The sequence below is a fragment of the Vreelandella boliviensis LC1 genome, from assembly GCF_000236035.1.
Classification (GTDB): Bacteria; Pseudomonadota; Gammaproteobacteria; order Pseudomonadales; family Halomonadaceae; genus Vreelandella; species Vreelandella boliviensis.
Genome location: NZ_JH393257.1, coordinates 1612787 through 1628777, shown reverse-complemented (window position 1 = coordinate 1628777; position 15991 = coordinate 1612787). Strand labels below are relative to the sequence as shown.

The 15991-nt window shown below is 54.0% G+C and carries 12 protein-coding genes and 1 pseudogene; 1 reads left to right on the top strand and 12 read right to left on the bottom strand.

The features are described from left to right. Nucleotides 1–10 precede the first annotated feature (10 nt). Both KUC_RS07265 and KUC_RS07260 read right to left on the bottom strand, forming a co-directional pair. A complete protein-coding gene (locus KUC_RS07265) occupies nucleotides 11–1333 on the bottom strand; it encodes an MATE family efflux transporter (RefSeq protein WP_007112510.1) in 1323 nt (440 codons plus the stop codon). Beyond that, nucleotides 1330–1803, bottom strand: a complete 474-nt coding sequence (locus KUC_RS07260; protein ID WP_040479823.1) for a MarR family winged helix-turn-helix transcriptional regulator — start codon at nucleotides 1801–1803, stop codon at nucleotides 1330–1332. Before KUC_RS07260 ends, KUC_RS07265 begins: the two co-directional genes overlap by 4 nt. Before the next feature lie 345 nt (nucleotides 1804–2148). Between KUC_RS07260 and KUC_RS07255 the strand changes: the two genes are divergently transcribed. Next, nucleotides 2149–3048: a LysR substrate-binding domain-containing protein gene (locus KUC_RS07255; RefSeq protein ID WP_007112508.1), complete on the top strand. Its 900-nt coding sequence runs from the start codon at nucleotides 2149–2151 to the stop codon at nucleotides 3046–3048. A 7-nt stretch (nucleotides 3049–3055) separates the two neighbouring features. Here the strand turns inward: KUC_RS07255 and KUC_RS07250 are convergent, their stop codons facing one another. From KUC_RS07250 to KUC_RS19985, 10 genes and pseudogenes are all read right to left on the bottom strand, one after another. Next, nucleotides 3056–4225, bottom strand: coding sequence for an MFS transporter (locus KUC_RS07250; RefSeq protein ID WP_007112507.1), 1170 nt, complete (start codon nucleotides 4223–4225; stop codon nucleotides 3056–3058). Nucleotides 4226–4304: 79 nt separating this feature from the next. Continuing rightward, nucleotides 4305–5798 (bottom strand): tripartite tricarboxylate transporter permease, encoded by a 1494-nt coding sequence (locus KUC_RS07245; protein WP_007112506.1) that lies wholly within the window; start codon nucleotides 5796–5798, stop codon nucleotides 4305–4307. 9 nt (nucleotides 5799–5807) lie between these two features. After that, nucleotides 5808–6308 (bottom strand): tripartite tricarboxylate transporter TctB family protein, encoded by a 501-nt coding sequence (locus tag KUC_RS07240; RefSeq protein WP_007112505.1) that lies wholly within the window; start codon nucleotides 6306–6308, stop codon nucleotides 5808–5810. A gap of 270 nt (nucleotides 6309–6578) precedes the next feature. Beyond that, the gene (gene pcaF, locus KUC_RS07235) at nucleotides 6579–7784 is read right to left on the bottom strand and encodes a 3-oxoadipyl-CoA thiolase (RefSeq protein ID WP_040479820.1); all 1206 of its coding nucleotides are present in this window, start codon (nucleotides 7782–7784) and stop codon (nucleotides 6579–6581) included. 5 nt (nucleotides 7785–7789) lie between these two features. After that, nucleotides 7790–9889 (bottom strand): 3-hydroxyacyl-CoA dehydrogenase NAD-binding domain-containing protein, encoded by a 2100-nt coding sequence (locus KUC_RS07230; protein ID WP_007112503.1) that lies wholly within the window; start codon nucleotides 9887–9889, stop codon nucleotides 7790–7792. After that, nucleotides 9882–11996, bottom strand: coding sequence for an acetate--CoA ligase family protein (locus KUC_RS07225; protein ID WP_007112502.1), 2115 nt, complete (start codon nucleotides 11994–11996; stop codon nucleotides 9882–9884). Before KUC_RS07225 ends, KUC_RS07230 begins: the two co-directional genes overlap by 8 nt. Beyond that, entirely contained in the window at nucleotides 11993–12790 is a 798-nt protein-coding gene (locus tag KUC_RS07220) for an enoyl-CoA hydratase/isomerase family protein (protein ID WP_007112501.1), read from the bottom strand. The genes KUC_RS07225 and KUC_RS07220 overlap by 4 nt, the downstream gene beginning before the upstream one ends. Nucleotides 12791–13045: 255 nt before the next feature. Continuing rightward, complete coding sequence (locus tag KUC_RS07215; RefSeq protein WP_244264755.1) at nucleotides 13046–13948, bottom strand: tripartite tricarboxylate transporter substrate binding protein; 903 nt, start codon at nucleotides 13946–13948, stop codon at nucleotides 13046–13048. A gap of 236 nt (nucleotides 13949–14184) precedes the next feature. After that, nucleotides 14185–15246, bottom strand: coding sequence for a Bug family tripartite tricarboxylate transporter substrate binding protein (locus tag KUC_RS07210; RefSeq protein ID WP_007112499.1), 1062 nt, complete (start codon nucleotides 15244–15246; stop codon nucleotides 14185–14187). Between the two features lie 15 nt (nucleotides 15247–15261). Then, nucleotides 15262–15991, bottom strand: a pseudogene (locus KUC_RS19985) (MmgE/PrpD family protein); the annotation flags it as partial.

Sequence of the window (15991 nt, the reverse complement as noted above, 5' to 3'; positions counted from 1 at the left end):
CGCAAATTGATCAACATAATCGCCGCCATTGCCTAACCACCAGTATCAGCACCAGTGACGACAACACTACATTGGAAACAGGCACGGCTAACCAAACACCATCGATACCCAGCCACTGCGGAAGGATTAACAGGAAAGGCACCTGAATCGCCATATTGCCTAGCGTAATCATAGTGGCCGGACGGGCTTGGCCTAACGATTGAAACCAGGTCGATGTGATCACTAGAAAACCGTCCAAGAACATGGCAAGCATAAACAGCCTCAATGCATGGCTAGTGGTCTCCAGCAGAACGGTATCGGTAGTGCTGATGAAAAAATGAGCAAAAAAGGCGGGTGACCACTGTATTACCAGCACAAACAACAACCCCACCGCCAACACGATTGAACACGCATACCGGTATGCCAGTTGAATTTTGCGTTTTTGCACCGCGCCCTGATAAAAGCTGGTGATCGGCTGCATACCACCGGCGACACCTTCCGCGAGGAGGTAATAAAACGTCATTAAATAGCCAGCAATACTAAACGCAGCCACGTGCAGTGAAGTGCCGTACTTTAAAAGCAAAATATTATGAAGAACAATGGAAAAGCTGAGGTAGAGATACATCAGCATGCTGGAAAAGCCCGTTTTCAGCAGGTGCCATGCTTTTTGGCTTTGCCATACCAGCTGGTTTGGCGCAATCGTCAGCTTACTCCGGCGGCTAAACAAGTAACCCAGGCACAGCACAACAGACAGCAGCTCACCCAGCAAGGTGGCTAACGCAGCCCCTTCCAACCCGTAGCCCAAGTAGCCCAGAAACAGTGCGTCCAGCGCAATGTTAGCCACCGCACCTAGCCCCATCGCCAATGTTGCCAGACGTGGAGCGCCCGCGTTGCGAACCAGCAACGGCAGCGCAATACTGCCTAGCACCACTGGCGTACCCGCCAGCATCCAGTTGAGATAGTGCTGCCCAAAGTCCAGCGTTTCTCCTTCCGCACCTTGAAACGAGAGAAACAAAGGGCTGAGAAAGAACAGCAACGCGCCCAACAACACGCTGAAGCCCAGCAGAAGAAACAGGGCCTGGACAATATATTCCCGGGCCTTATTAGGCTGCTGAGCACCCAAATGGATAGACGCGTGGGCGCCAGCACCGATGCCAATCATCATACCGACAGCAAGCAGCACGCCTATTAATGGCCAAGCAAGACTAATGGCGGCGAGGCCGTTGCCACCTACAAAGTGCCCAACGAAAATACCATCAACGATTTGATAAGTACCGCTGACCATTAAGGCCGCGACAGAAGGCAGCGTATAGTGCCAGAAAGCCCTGGCAACCGTGGCTTGATGTAAGTTCATAGCTGTTGGTATGGCTGGCTAGAGAGTTTGGGAGGAGACATCTCGCCTACGCTCAATTGGCGACAAGCTTTGTCCATCAGCATGATGAACTGTTCAAGTTCCTCTGCCGTGAGTGCATGCTGAAAGTGCTGGAGTGCCGCCTGATAAATTTCAGGCTCTTTTTGTTTCAGCGTAAGGGCTTTAGGGCTTGGAAACAGACGCTGTGCCCGGGCATCTTCTGGACAAGGATGGCGCACCAGATACCCGCGCTGCTCTAACTTACGCACCATGGTGCTCGCTGAGGCTTTGCTGACATGCATGCTCTCGGCCAGCTCAGTAAGCCGCACCCCTGCCACATCCCACGCCAACAGCGTGTATAGGTACTGCAACTCACTGTTAGTAAGCTCTAAATGCTCGCTATGCTGGGCTTGCTCGCGCCACTGATTCCAGAGGTGCCACTCAAGCCGCTGCAAACTTTGCCGTAGATCCATCACGTTTTACCTAACTCGGCTGCTATTTCATTAGGAAGCCTAACTAATAAAATAAAAAAGTAAAGTGTTTGGAATCGATATCGCCCCAGCCACATTGGCTAATTGGGACTAGAACACTCCTCTACCAACGGCCGTATTGCCTGTAGTACCGCATCGTTTCTATCAGCGGCTCTGCACCCCAGCTCAATAGGCAGACGTTACATACGTCGCAACAGCCCCCTCGCTAACCTCGATTCACACTAGTCATTGGGTTACTATCAAAGGGTTGCTATCAGAGTGTTACTGTATTGTTATGCAGCAACACTCACCCACACGTCAGCTGTCAGCGGCACCGTTGGTAACCCTATGAGCCATCCACTACTCCCCCTCAATCCGCTCAGAGCGTTTGAGGTAGCCGCCCGCCTTCGCAGCCTAACCCGAGCGGCAGACGAACTGCATGTATCCCAGGTAGCGGTTAGCCGCCAAGTGAAAGTCTTAGAGGATTATCTTGGGGTAGCGCTGTTCAACCGCCTACATCGCGGTATTGAGCTGACCCAAGAAGGCGCGGAGCTTTACGCGGGGGTTAAAAATGCCTTTCGTGAACTGGAAAATGCCTCGCGCAAAGTATCGCGTCGAAATAAGCGTGATGTGCTGTCGATCCAGTCCTACACCACGTTCTCGCAACGTTGGTTGATTCCCAGGTTGGCCGATTTTCATATTAAAAATCCGCTGCTTGAGGTCAAACTGTCATCGTCGTTAAAGCCGGTTGATTTCCAAACACAGAGCGTGGATGCCGCCATCCGCTCCGGGCATGGCGACTGGCCAGGGCTACACGCTGAAAAGCTGGTGGATATAGAGCTGATTCCGATTGTTTCCGCCTCGTTATGGGAAACCGAGGGGTTAGCCAAAAACGATGTCGCCAAGGTGCGCCTGCTGCACTCTATGGCGCGCCCCGACGACTGGAAGACATGGCTGGCGGAAAGCGGGTTAGAGGGCGTCGATGCAGAGTCAGGTATGAAGTTCGACAACTCAGCGCTAGCCTATGAGGCAGCTTCGATGAATATTGGCTGCGCTATCGCCATCAAGGTGTTTGTCGAGCGCCAACTGCAGGAAGGCAGTTTTGTGGCGCTATCAGACACAGTATGCCGCACCGGCGAAGCGTACTATCTGACATGGCCGAAAGATGCTCGCCCATCGGATGCACTGATCAAGTTTCTTGAATGGATGAAAGAGCTGATTGGCCACCCCCTGGGACAATCCGATTAACGGGCGCTTACTGAATAGGGTGCTGCCTTCTAAGGCGTTGAAAAAGCAGCCAATGCAACAGCAGCAGTACCCCGCAGGCGAAATATGCCAGCGTAAAACCGCCAAGCTGCGTCACAACACCCAATAACAGCGGTGCGGCAAACTGCATGGCCCGGTTAGCCATCAAACGCACCGCCAAGGCATGGGCGCGCTGGCGTTCCGGCACCGACTCCGCGATGACCACCATAGAGAGCGGCTGAGAGAGTCCCACGCCCAGCCCCACCAGAACTGAAAACAGGCAAAGCCAATAGACATTACCCGTCACCCCCACCAGCATTAGCCCCAGCGCCATAAACAGCAACGTAAGCGACATCGTCGCGTAACGACCGTGAAGCAGGCTGACGATGGTACTGGTAAACGGCCTAACCGCCATGGAGGCAAGTGCGCGCAGGCTGACTAACAGCCCGATGGTGGTACCCGAGAGCGCCAAGCTCTCAAGATAAACAGGAAAGTAGCTACCGTGAGCGCCCAACGCCAGCATGGCCGCCAGTGAGATGATCAGCGATAGCTTCACCCCCTGGGAGGTCTTCAGCAGTTGCCACTGCTGCCCGGCGCTGACCAGCAAGCCATCGCGGGGTTGATGGCTATTAGAGGTACGCCGATTGACCATAAAAAAGGACACCAGCGCCACAAAAGAGGCAACGAAGGCGCCATAGAATGCAGCACCTGGGCCGCCTTGATGATCAATGATCCAGCCCGCCAGCAGCGGCCCCATCATCTGTCCAATCGATAAATAAGTGGTGTACCAGCCGAAGTACTTTTCCAGCGCCGTGCCCTGCCCCAGATAAGTGATTGCCGTTTGGGCTGAAATAATCATCAACAGCTGCGCTAAACCAATCACCAACTGCCCGGCGATTAACCCCTTAAAGCCTGGCACTACCGCCAATAGCCCAGCACCGATCACCATGGCCATAGCACCAAGCTGCAGGGTGCGGGGGCTGCCCAAGCGCGCCACCAGTGAACCAAAAGGGAGCGCTAACAGCAGCGGTAATACGTAGGGGGCACTAACGATCAAGCCCAACATTAAGGGTGTTGCACCCAGCTCAATGGCCGCGAGGGGCACCGCCACGAGTAGCATCGTTTGCACGACAAAGGCGGTGCCTAGGCTTAGACAAATGCAGGCAAATGCTTTATTCATGGCATCTGTTGAACGGCATGCCAACCTCCCTGTCACATGATGCTCATGGTGAATAACGTTGCCAAGCTTCGATTATGTATTAGTGGGCCCGATACCCTTTCACTTTTTTACGAAACAGACCGAGCGCCGGGAGTAAGAAGGACAGTGCAGCGATAGCCAATAAGGTTGCACTAAGCGGATTAGTAATAAAGGTCGTCACATCACCATTGGAAATAGACAGCGCCCGGCGCAGGTTAGTCTCCAGCATATCGCCTAATACCAGGGCCAAAATAACAGGTGCCAAGGGAATATTCGCTTTGCGCAGCACATAGCCGACAACACCAAAGGTCAGCGCCACATAAACCGGAAACATGGAGCTTGTCGACGCATAAGCCCCAATCAAGCTAATCGACGCCACAATGGCGGCAATCGCCGGGCGGGGAATGTCGGCCACTTTGGCCCAGAACCGCGCCCCCGCAAGGCCAATAAAGACCATGATCGGCACACTCAACCAAAGCGACACAAACACCGTATAGGGAATTTCAGGGTTAGTGGTGAACAGCAATGGTCCCGGCTGCACCCCATGGATCATTAACGCGCCGATCATAATGGCGGTAGTGGCTGAACCAGGAATACCCAGCGCGAGGAGCGGCGACAAGGAGCCCGAAACCGAGGCATTATTGGCCGTTTCAGACGCAGCAATACCTTCGTAGCTGCCGTTACCAAATAGCTCCGGCTGCTTTGAAAAACGCTTGGCGACCGCATAGGAGATAAAGGAACCAATTGACGCCCCAGCACCCGGTATAACGCCCACAAAATAGCCGATTAATGAACTACGTAAAAACAGATATTTCATCTTATAAAAGGTTTTGAAGGGCACCTCTAAAATACCGCTCATGGGTTGGTTCTTTACCTTATGGCTTGCTCCCGCCTCAATCATAAAGAGTACTTCTGAGAGGGCAAATAAGCCGAGCAGTACAGGCACTAACGGCAGTCCTTCAAAAAAATCGGGATGATAGCTAAAGCGTGGAACACCCGTTTGACTATCCAGCCCGACCGTGGCTAAGGCAAGCCCAAGCCCCATCGCCAGAGCACCTTTCAGCATTGAACCGGAAGAGAAGCTCGATACCAGGCTCAAGCCCAGCAGGGCAAGCGCAAAGTAAGCCGATGGCCCAAAGTTTAGCGCATACTCGGAAAGTGGTACGGCGGTAAAAAACAGCAGGATGGTACTCACAAAGATACCGATACCCGATGAAATAATGGAAATATTCAGCGCAATGCCGGTTTTACCCTGTTTGGTGAGCGGGTAGCCGTCCCAGGTGGTCGCCACTGCTGCTGCCGTGCCAGGGGAGTTCAGTAAGATGCCCGAAATAGCGCCGCCATACTCGGCAGCAGCAAATAGCGCGACCAGCATAACGATAGAGACAAGCGGATCCATACTGTAAGTGAAGGGAATCATCAGCGCGATCCCCAGGCTAGGCCCTAAACCAGGAATAGCACCAATCAAGTAACCAATAAAAGCACCTGCGATAAGGCCAACCAGCACCATGGGGTCTGCAAAGGCATTCAGCCCTATTAATAGATTATCAATCATGTTCAAACCTCAATCAAAATAGACGCCGAGCACCAGCACAAAGATGGCGTAAATACTTAAAGCCAATAATGGTGGCAGCGTTAGCAGTAGTGAGTAACGATTCTCACCTCCCAGTTTCATTAACAAAAAAGCCAGAAGCGCAATACCAACGATCAGCCCTAACCATTCGAGTGTCAGTACAACCGCTACCATAACCATCATCGATAACAACACTTGGGCTGGCCGACTAACTTCAACTAATGAGTCGCTTTCTGAGTTAGCCTTGCTTAAAAAACTCACCATAATTAAAAACAGCAATGAAACCCCAATCAGCATGGCGACTAACAGTGGAAACCCACTGGCACCAATACCTGAAGAGCTATAGCTGGGTAACTTAAGTGCATCATTTGCATATAAAGCAGTGGCTATCAGCAGCACAAAATAAACTGCCAACTCCAGCCACTTCTTTCGTATGATGAGTGTTTTATGCACCACTTCCGACGTCTCTGCATCAGCGCTTTCGATACTCACTGGCGACCTCCATATTTCTTATAGTTAATGATTTACGTAGCATTAAAACGCCATCACACTTATTGTTATTAATACTGCTTTTCTAAGTGCCGTTTTTAATTTCTACTTTTTAAGTACTGTTGCTAAGTGCCGCGTTTCGTCCAATCATGGCGCAGGGCGGTCAAAAGAGAAACTGACCATTTATCAGGCTTGACCACCGCTACTATTAGGCTGAAACACGACTAAAGGATTATCGACAACGCCGTAGAGGAAAAAATCTTTACCGCCTAGCTATAGGCGCTCAATAATTAGTGCAATTCCCTGCCCAACCCCCACGCACATGGTGCACAGTGCATATCTACCTTCGGTACTCTCTAGTTGGTTCAACGCCGTTGTTACCAACCTGGCCCCCGAGGCACCTAACGGATGGCCAAGTGCAATAGCGCCACCGTTGGGGTTCACTCTAGGATCATCGTCTGCCACACCCAAACGACGAAACACGGCCAATGCCTGAGCCGCGAACGCTTCATTCAGTTCGATGACATCCATTTGCCTTAGGCTTAAGCCTGTCATATACATGACTTTCTCCACGGCTGGTACCGGCCCCATACCCATGACCCTGGGGTCAACTCCCGCGGTTGCCATCCCCACAATACGTGCACGCGGGCGCAATCCATATCGTTTAGCCGCTTGTTGATTCGCCAACAGCAATGCGCAGGCACCGTCATTAATACCGGAAGCATTGCCTGCGGTGACGGTGCCGTTTTCTTTTACGACGCCACGTAGCTTACTCAAGGCTTCAAGCGTTGTTTCGGGACGCGGATGCTCATCTTTGTTCACAATAATGTCTGGCTGTCGCCGCTGCGAAACAGTCACGGGAATGATTTCTTTGCTAAAAAAACCCGCTTCTTGAGCAGCCTGCCAGCGCTGCTGACTGCGTAGCGCAAAGGCATCCTGATCGCTACGTGAAACCCCCTCTTCCTCGGCCACATTCTCAGCGGTCTGAGGTAGGGCATCCACGCCATGCATGGCTTGCATTTTAGGGTTGATCAAGCGCCAGCCGATGGTTGTGTCCTCTAATTTCTGGGCACGAGAAAAGGGCTTGTCGGCTTTACCCATGACATACGGAGAGCGGCTCATGCTTTCAACGCCGCCCGCAATCAATAGATGCGCTTCCCCACAGCGAAGGGCACGGGCCGCGCTACCCACCGCATCCAGGCCAGACCCACAAAGCCGGTTAAGCGTGACACCCGCCACACTGGTCGACAGTCCTGCTAGTAGCGCGGACATACGCGCCACGTTGCGGTTATCTTCCCCTGCTTGATTGGCACAACCAAAAATCACTTCATCAAGGTTTCCCCAATCCAATTGCTCATGGCGATCCATCAACGCCCGAATCGGTAACGCACCTAAATCATCGGTTCGAATGGAAGATAGTGCGCCGTTAAAACGCCCAAACGGGGTACGAACCGCATCGCAAATCAACGCATCGGTCATGATGCTCACTCCTCGGAATTCTGAACGTTCAGGCGCTGCAGACTAGCTCGCTGGTGGCCTTTACCGCTGACCTCCGCTAATTTGTCCAGCGCGCTTGCCAACTCGTCCCCGCTCATCTGCTGGGCAATAAAGAGAGGCCCTCCCCGCCAGCGGGGGAAGCCGTAACCATTGACCAACGCAATATCGATATCCGCGGGCCGCTGGCATACGCCCTCTTCCAGCAACAGCAGGGCTTCGTTGATCAAGGCATGTACGGCGCGCTGCTGGATGTCCTGCTCACTAAATGCTTGGGGCGTGATGGCGTGCTCTTCCCGGTAGTGTGCAATTAGCTGGGCGACCTTTGGGTCTGAAGCAGGCTGCATTGTGTTGTCGTAGCGGTAATACCCACTGCCGGTTTTACGCCCTAAACGGCCCGCTTCGCAGATCAGGTCGGGTATCCCCACGTAGCGCCTAAGGTGGCGAGTATCGGCGGTTTGCTGGCGCATTTTCCAGGCGATATCCAATCCGGACATATCCGCCACTTTGAAGGGCCCCATGGCAAAACCGTAAGCTTCCAGAGCGGCATCGATCTGCTCGGGGCTGGCTCCCTCTTCGAGCATAAACTCGCACTGGCGCCGATAGGCGGCGTAGAGCCGATTGCCCACAAAACCCCAAGAGTTGGCAACCACTATCGCCTTTTTCTTGAGCCGCCGCGCAACGCTCACAGCAGTGCTCAAGGTCTGCTCGCTGGTAATTTGGCAGCGCACGATCTCCATTAACGGCATGCGGTCTGCCGGACTGAAAAAATGTAGCCCCAGTACGCGCTCCGGGTGGGGGATACCCTCGGCAATCTGATCAATATCCAGGTAGGAGGTATTACTGGCCAGCAGCGTACTTTCGCTGACCCACTTGGCCAAATCGGCAAACAGCGAGCGCTTGATGGCCAAATCTTCCACAATGGCCTCAATCACCAAGTCGGTACCGGCCACCTCGGGTAACTGCTGTGTCGGCTTCAAGCGGGACAGGCTGCTGTCGCGCTGTGCCTGGGTTAACAGCTGACGTTTAACCCCTTCATCCAACGCCTGGGTAATCCGCGCCACACCCGCTTCGAGCGCCTTATCGTTTAACTCCAATAGATCAACGCTATAGCCTGCATTAAGGGCACAAAGAGCAATACCGCTACCCATGGTGCCTGCGCCCACTACCGAGATACGCGATACCTGCGCGGCCTGAACGTGCTGGGTGGGCTCAAAGGGTTTTTCACGCTCGGCAAAGAACAGGTAGCGCAACGCCTGGGCCGACTCGCTGCCGCGCAGGGCCAGAAACTGGGCTCGCTCATCGGCAATCCCGGCGCTAAAACTATGCGTAGCCGCTTGCATCACCACCTCGGCAGCGACCGGTGCCGCGGGTAAGCCGCGGGTACGTGCCAGCAGCTTGTTAACCTGGACCTGCAGTGCTTGCTCATCCGCCGGAGGCACATCGCGTTCTGCTAGTGGCTGTTTGCCACCCTGGTAGCGGTTGGCGTAAGCCAGAACCTGATCGAATGCCTCGGTATCCGACGCCTCGCCCTCTGTGGCGTGGAGGAGCTCGTCGACTAATCCGACCTTATGGGCGTCAAGCGCCGTAATCGGCTTACCGGAAACGATCATCTCCAGCGCCTTGGCCAGGCCCACCACCCTTGGCAGGCGCTGGGTGCCGCCTGCGCCTGGGATTACGCCTACCGTGACTTCGGGTAGCCCCAGCAGCGCGGTGGGGGTGGCAATGCGGCTGTCGCAGGCTAAGGCAAGCTCTAGCCCGCCGCCCAGGGTATGGCCGCTGATCACCGCAATCACCGGCAGTGGAAAAGCGCTGAGCGCAGCGGTGACTTGGGGCAGCGTGGGTTCAGTAGGTTCATTTTCTAGCTCACGCAGGTCGGCCCCCGCCATCAGGTTTGGGCCTTTGCCCATCAGCACCACGGCGCGACATTGCTGGGTATCAATCTTGTCCAGCGCGGCCAAAATACCTCGGCGCACCGCGTCGTTGCTGCTATTCACCGGTGGGTTATCCAGGGTAATGATGGCGATCTGCCCTTCCTGGCTAAGGTGAACGCGGCCTGCGGTGGGTGAAATGATGGGTGAATCAGCCATGAGAGCTACCTCCCACCGCGCCATCCTCCAGTACCAGTACCGCATCAGCGGCCACGACGCCTTGACCCTCCGGCATCACAAACAGCGGATTAATTTCAGCGGTGGTCAGGCGTTCGCCTAGTGCAGCGGCCAGCGCAGAGAAAGAAACAATGGCTTGGGCCAGCGCCTCAGTATCACGCCGTGGCGCACCACGATAGCCGTCGAGCAGTGGCCACGTCGTCAGCTGCTGCATCATTTCTTGCGCCTGCTCCAGGGTTAGCCCCCCTTGCTCTGGCAGCAAGCGGATGGCGGTGTCTTTGAACAGCTCCGCCGTGACGCCACCTGCGCCGAGCAGGATGGCCGTGCCCAACGCATCACGGTTAGCACCGAGGATCAGCTCGTGCCCACCCGCCACCATGGCTTCCACCAGAAAGGTATCGGGGCGTCGAGCAACGTGGGCTTCAACGTCGCTCACCATCTGATCAAACCGCTGGCCCATAGTGTCGCCATTCAAATGCAGTGCAACGCCACCAATATCACTTTTATGCAGCAGGCTGGCATCCATTACCTTGAGCACCACGGGGGCGTCCAGCTCTTTGGCCGCGTGCTCCGCCTCTTCGCGGGAGTGCACCACCCGGCTAGGCGGTACGCTAATGCCTGCCTTAGCGAACAGCTGCTTGGCGGCGGCTTCGTCAACTGAACCATTAGGCAAGGCACTTAGATCGGGTAACGCTACCCGTGGTGACTCGCCGCCACTAAGCAAAGGTCGGCCAATAAAGTGCAGCGCTTCCAGCACCGCACTGCAGCTTTCCGGTGAGCTAAAGCCTGGAATTGAGGCGCGGTTCAAACGCTGCAGCGTGCTCGGGGCGTAGGGGCTAACGTAGGCCAGCAGCGGCTTATTGTTGGTCGCCAGGCTGTCGCTGATTGCCCCGACCACAAGGTCAGGCATCGCCAAGCCGGACGAACCAATAATCACGATCAAGGCATCGTAGCTGTTGCTTTCCAACAGAATGCGAATGGCTTGGCGCAGCAAGTCGGGCTGCAGCCCCGCCAGGGTCACGTCGATGGGGTTACGGTCGAGCGCGGTCGGTGTATCGCCTTGCAAGGCGCGCAGTTTTTCTGCGGTAGCGTGATCCGGCGCAGGCGTATCGAAGCCGTTGACGCCCAGACTATCGGCAATCAGCGTACCGGCGCCCCCGGTTGAGGTCAGCACGGCGACGCGACGCCCGGCCAGCTGGCGGCCAGCGACTAGCACTGCGGGCACGTCCAAGAACTCGTCAAAGGTATTAACCCGGATAACCCCCAATTCACGGAAGAAGGCATCGTAAACCCGATCTTCCCCCGCCAGGGCACCGGTGTGGGAGCTTGCCGCGCTGGCACCGGCTTCGGAACGACCAATTTTGAATACCACCAGCGGCTTGCCCGCTGCCCGCGCGCGCAGGGCAACCTCTCGGAAGCGCGCCGGGTGACGAACACTCTCCAGATACAGCGCAATCACTTTGGTATGCGGATCATCAACCAGGTAGTCAACAAAATCGCTGACTTCCAAATCCACCTCATTACTGGTGGCAATCAGCGACGATAACCCAATGCCCCGCCCGGCGGCCCGCGACAGAAGCGCGCCTAGAATGCCGCCACTTTGGGAGACCACCGCGACACTACCCTTGGGCAGCTCGCTGACTTCCAGCGCGCCGCTGGCCGAGAGCGGAATGCCCGCCGATAAATTAACCAACCCGATGGTATTGGGGCCGAGGAGTCGCATGGAACCGGCGGCAGCCATTAGCTCATCTTGTAACACTTGGCCTTCCTCACCAGCTTCGGCATAGCCGCTGGCCAATACCACCGCCGCCTGGCAGCCCATTTTAGCCAGGGAACGCACGGCATCGATACTGCGCTTGGCATTCAGCAACACAAGCCCCACATCGGGTGCTTCGGGTAGCGCTTCGACACTGGGATAACACGTTAGTCCCTGAATCTCGGTTGCTTTCGGGTTAACCGGATAAATCGGGCCTTTAAAGCCATGCTTAAGCAAATAAGAAACCGGCAGCCCGGAGGTTTTTTTAGGGTCTGCAGATGCACCGATAACCGCGATGCTTCTAGGGTTCAGGAGGGCGTTAATTTGACTCATTGTTGAGCCTCCTTCATGCGGTCAAGGAATGCCTGCACCGAGGTACGGTGCTCTTCAGAGGTGTAGCAGATGCCCTGGGCTTTGCTGCCTTCAGCAAACACCTGCTGCTCGGACATTTCGTAGCTTTTGTTGATAATTGACTTGGTCAGCGCCACTGCCGTGCGTGAACCGCTGCTCATTTCGTCAGCCATGGCATGGGCTGTGCTGAGCAATTCATCCGCACTGCAGCGCTGATCCACAATGCCTAGCTGCAACGCCTCATCGGCATTGACCCGCCGACCACTGAAAATCAGTGCCTTGGCACGCGGCAGCCCGACCCGGCGTGGCAGGAAGTACATGCCACCGCCATCAGGAACCAACCCACGGGCAATATAAGCCCAGGTAAAGTGGGCGAAGTCAGAGGCGATCACAAAATCGCAGGAGAGCGCTAAATCCGCGCCCAAGCCAGCAGCCGCACCATTCACAGCGGCAATGGTCGGAATGGGTAAGTTAAGCAACAGGCTAGCCGCATAGTGAACGCCTTGCTGGCGCTCCCAACCGTTAAAACCAACCGTGGCGGGGTCGGCTTCCATCCGGGTTTTCATACCGGCGATATCGCCGCCTGCGCAGAACCCTTTGCCGCTTCCGGTGAGTATCAAGGCACGCACCGAGCGATCCGTGCGGATATTGACTAAATGGGCGACTAACTCAGCGCGCATGGCATCGCTCATGGCGTTGCGTTTATCGGGGCGGTTCAGGGTAAGCAGGGCAATACCATTTTCAACTGAATAAGACACTAATGATTCTTGGTTCATAACCAGATCCTCTAATACGTTATTATTTGCAGGGTTATTAGAAATAAGTCGTTAATAGCAATAAGTAGCCATTAGAAATAAAGCGCTAACAGTTATTTTGACCACAATGCTTTATATCTTCCATTGACGAAAAATAAGGGTCTGACTATCAAATTGTTATAGCGAAGGCGGGAGATAAAAATATCAAGGAGTAAGGAAAGCACTAGAATGCGGCGAAGAGATTCGCCGCATTAAAGCATATAAATAACAGTGATTTTATTTGTCTAGCTCTTCCTGGGCGATTTCACTAATTCGATAAGCAAACTCGGTAAACTCTTCTGGGTCCATCCAGGAGTCTGTTACGCCGGCGCTACGCGCATAAGCCTGGTAATGCTCGGTTTTCATCGCCTCGTGGAAAGCATCGGCAATTTGTTGCTGCAGCTCCATGGGCATCCCGGCAGGGCCAAATATGCCGCGAACCTGAACCCAGCTTGAATCAACCTCGTAGCCTTGCTCTTCAAAAGTAGCCACATCGGGAAGACTCTCTAGCCGCTCCTCGCCATGCACCCCGAGCCCTTTCAAACGGCCCGCGTCAAAATAGGCCTGAGCACCGCTTAAGTTGGACATACCCACATCTATATGGCCACCTAACACAGCGGCAACAATGTCGGGCGTGGCATTAAAAGGCACCCACTCAAACTCCACATCGGCGACATTCTCCAACATGCTCATGCCGATATGCTGCGTAGAACCTTGCGGCCCAAACCCACCAACGGTTACTTTTCCATCGCGCTGTTTAGCTTCATTAATCAAATCATCCAGATCACCTATCGGTGAGTCGGTTTGTGTCCAGATCAAGTTGGGATCAGACTGCGCCGTTGCAATCCAGCTAAAATCATCAATGGCAAACACGCCTTCCAAATTCGTTAGCATGCCGGTGAAGTGGGAAAGGGTATTAACAGCCAGCGTCAGCCCGTCAGGCTCTGCAGAGCGTACCCGCGACATTTGACTAGCACCACCGCCGCCTGGGGAGTTTATAATCGCAATAGATTGGCCAATCTGAGGCTCCAGCGATTCAGCAAGCGTACGCATAAACACATCGGCGGAACCACCCGCTTTGGTGTGCATAATGATGCGAACCGTATCTTGGGGCCATGATTCTTCATTGGCAGTCGCCATAACGCTTGTCGCCATTACTGATATGGCTGTAGCGCCTAATAGCACCTTTGATATTACGTTTCTTTTTTTAGCAAACATGGGCGTGCACCTCTTTTTATAGCTCTTTTATAGCTAATTGTTATTGCGTCATTAAAAAGCAGTTGAAATTTTATTTTCACCAACTTATTTTCACCAACTAAGAGCTGTTAGTTACTCACTCCCAGTTAGCAAAACTAAAAACCACTAACGTTCAAAACCTACTGGTCTAATTCAGCGCTAGCCACCTCGCTAATGCGATACGCAAACTCGGTGTAAGCTTCCGGCCCCATCCAAGAGTCGGTAATTCCCGCATTACGGGCATAGGTTTGATAATGCTCGCTCTTCATGGCCTCATGAAAGGCATCAGCAATTTGTTGCTGCGTTTCTACAGGGATGCCTGCTGGCCCAAATACACCCCGAACCTGTACCCAACTGGTATCTACATCAACGCCTTGCTCAGAAAAAGTAGGAACATCTGGAAGAGCCGCTAGGCGCTCATCAGCGATGACGCCAAGCCCCTGGATTCTTTCGGCATCAAAAAATGTTTTTAACGCACTCAGGTTAGAAACCCCCACGTCCACATGCCCGCCCATCACGGCGGCTACAATGTCAGGGGTGCCGTTGTATGCAATCCATTCAAACTCGACATTAGCCGCATTCTCAAGCATTGAAATAGCGATATTTTGTGTGGATCCTCGAGGGCCAAACCCGCCCACACTAACTTTACCGCCACCCTCTTTGGCTTTATCAATCAGCGCATCAATGCTGTCTACTTCTGATGTTTGGTTTGCAAAAACAATATGAACATCCTCCTGGGTAGAGGCTATCCAGGAAAAATCATCTAGTGCAAAAACACCGTTTAAGTTGGTCAGCATCCCAGTAAAGTGGGATAACGTATTAATACCCAGCGTTAAACCATCAGGATTTGCACTCTTAAGGCGCGACATCTGGGTAGCTCCCGCACCTCCCGGAGAGTTGATCACCACAATCGGCTGGCCAATTTGTGGTTCCAATGACTCGGCGAGTGTCCGTATAAACACATCTGCCGACCCACCTGCCTGGGTATGCATAACAAAACTAACAGGGCCTTGCGGCCAGCTTTCATCACTCGCGTTTGCAGCGGTTAATGGAAGTGCCAATGACATGAATGCCGCGCCAGCTATTAACTTACGCAAAGGAGTTGTCTTATTAATCACGTTAAATACCTCAATCGTTATAATTGTGATAACCACTTTATCGATACTGGCACAGCCTAAAATTACCGACCACCAACGATACATTGGGGTTTGGTTAACTTATTGTCTGTCACTTTTAACTGAACCCAGAGCGCCCAGTAACGCAAACGAGCCTGGCAGTTGGTTACTCGACATCACGACCTCTTGCAGTGACTGACTCGCAGCAGGTGAAAGCGAGCCGTTTACCAACTCCTGATACTTTTCAAGCAGCTCATTGTCGGTCATGGGATCCTCTGGATCCCCTTTTCGAGTCTCCTGTAGGTGCTGGTAGGTATTGCCATCAGCGGTGGTAACAATGATATTGGCCATCCGCTGGCGGGGGTAGCGGGCGGCAATATCGGCGCGTTCTGTGACACTCACCTTGGGCATTAACGCGCGGATGCGGACATCTTCCAGCGCCAGCGGTTCAAAGGCCTGCAGCCTGACCCTGCCCAGCACCAAGTAAGCGGCGATACAATACTGGATACTGAAGCGCGCCTCTTGAGCCGATGAAGGAGTCGGGCGATTGCACATTGAATAAGTCGCGCCGTAGCCTTCGATATGGATGGATTCAATGCTCTCCGCTGTGATGGGCGCGGAGACTTGCAGCGCTTTCAAGCCATCCAGGGCGGGAAAAATATGCCCACAACAGCCGTGGTTTTTCACCGTCATGCGGGTAATCGGTGTCCAGTCATCAATGCCCTCTAGCGCTGCATCCCAATTGCCCGTGGAATCGCTGGTGGCGGCCGCAAAGCCATTGCTGGCATGTAGGCTGTCCAGCGATGCGGTGACCCCTTTTGCCGCTGCCATG

Excerpts from the sequence above, each read along its gene's own strand:
- KUC_RS07255 (WP_007112508.1), top strand. The coding sequence starts at position 2,149 with ATGAGCCATCCACTACTCCCCCTCAATCCGCTCAGAGCGTTTGAGGTA.
- pcaF (WP_040479820.1), bottom strand. The coding sequence starts at position 7,784 with ATGACCGATGCGTTGATTTGCGATGCGGTTCGTACCCCGTTTGGGCGT.
- KUC_RS07210 (WP_007112499.1), bottom strand. The coding sequence starts at position 15,246 with ATGTATCGTTGGTGGTCGGTAATTTTAGGCTGTGCCAGTATCGATAAA.
- KUC_RS07245 (WP_007112506.1), bottom strand. The coding sequence starts at position 5,798 with ATGATTGATAATCTATTAATAGGGCTGAATGCCTTTGCAGACCCCATG.
- KUC_RS07225 (WP_007112502.1), bottom strand. The coding sequence starts at position 11,996 with ATGAGTCAAATTAACGCCCTCCTGAACCCTAGAAGCATCGCGGTTATC.
- KUC_RS07265 (WP_007112510.1), bottom strand. The coding sequence starts at position 1,333 with ATGAACTTACATCAAGCCACGGTTGCCAGGGCTTTCTGGCACTATACG.
- KUC_RS07215 (WP_244264755.1), bottom strand. The coding sequence starts at position 13,948 with ATGGCGACTGCCAATGAAGAATCATGGCCCCAAGATACGGTTCGCATC.
- KUC_RS07250 (WP_007112507.1), bottom strand. The coding sequence starts at position 4,225 with ATGAATAAAGCATTTGCCTGCATTTGTCTAAGCCTAGGCACCGCCTTT.
- KUC_RS07260 (WP_040479823.1), bottom strand. The coding sequence starts at position 1,803 with ATGGATCTACGGCAAAGTTTGCAGCGGCTTGAGTGGCACCTCTGGAAT.
- KUC_RS07230 (WP_007112503.1), bottom strand. The coding sequence starts at position 9,889 with ATGGCTGATTCACCCATCATTTCACCCACCGCAGGCCGCGTTCACCTT.
- KUC_RS07220 (WP_007112501.1), bottom strand. The coding sequence starts at position 12,790 with ATGAACCAAGAATCATTAGTGTCTTATTCAGTTGAAAATGGTATTGCC.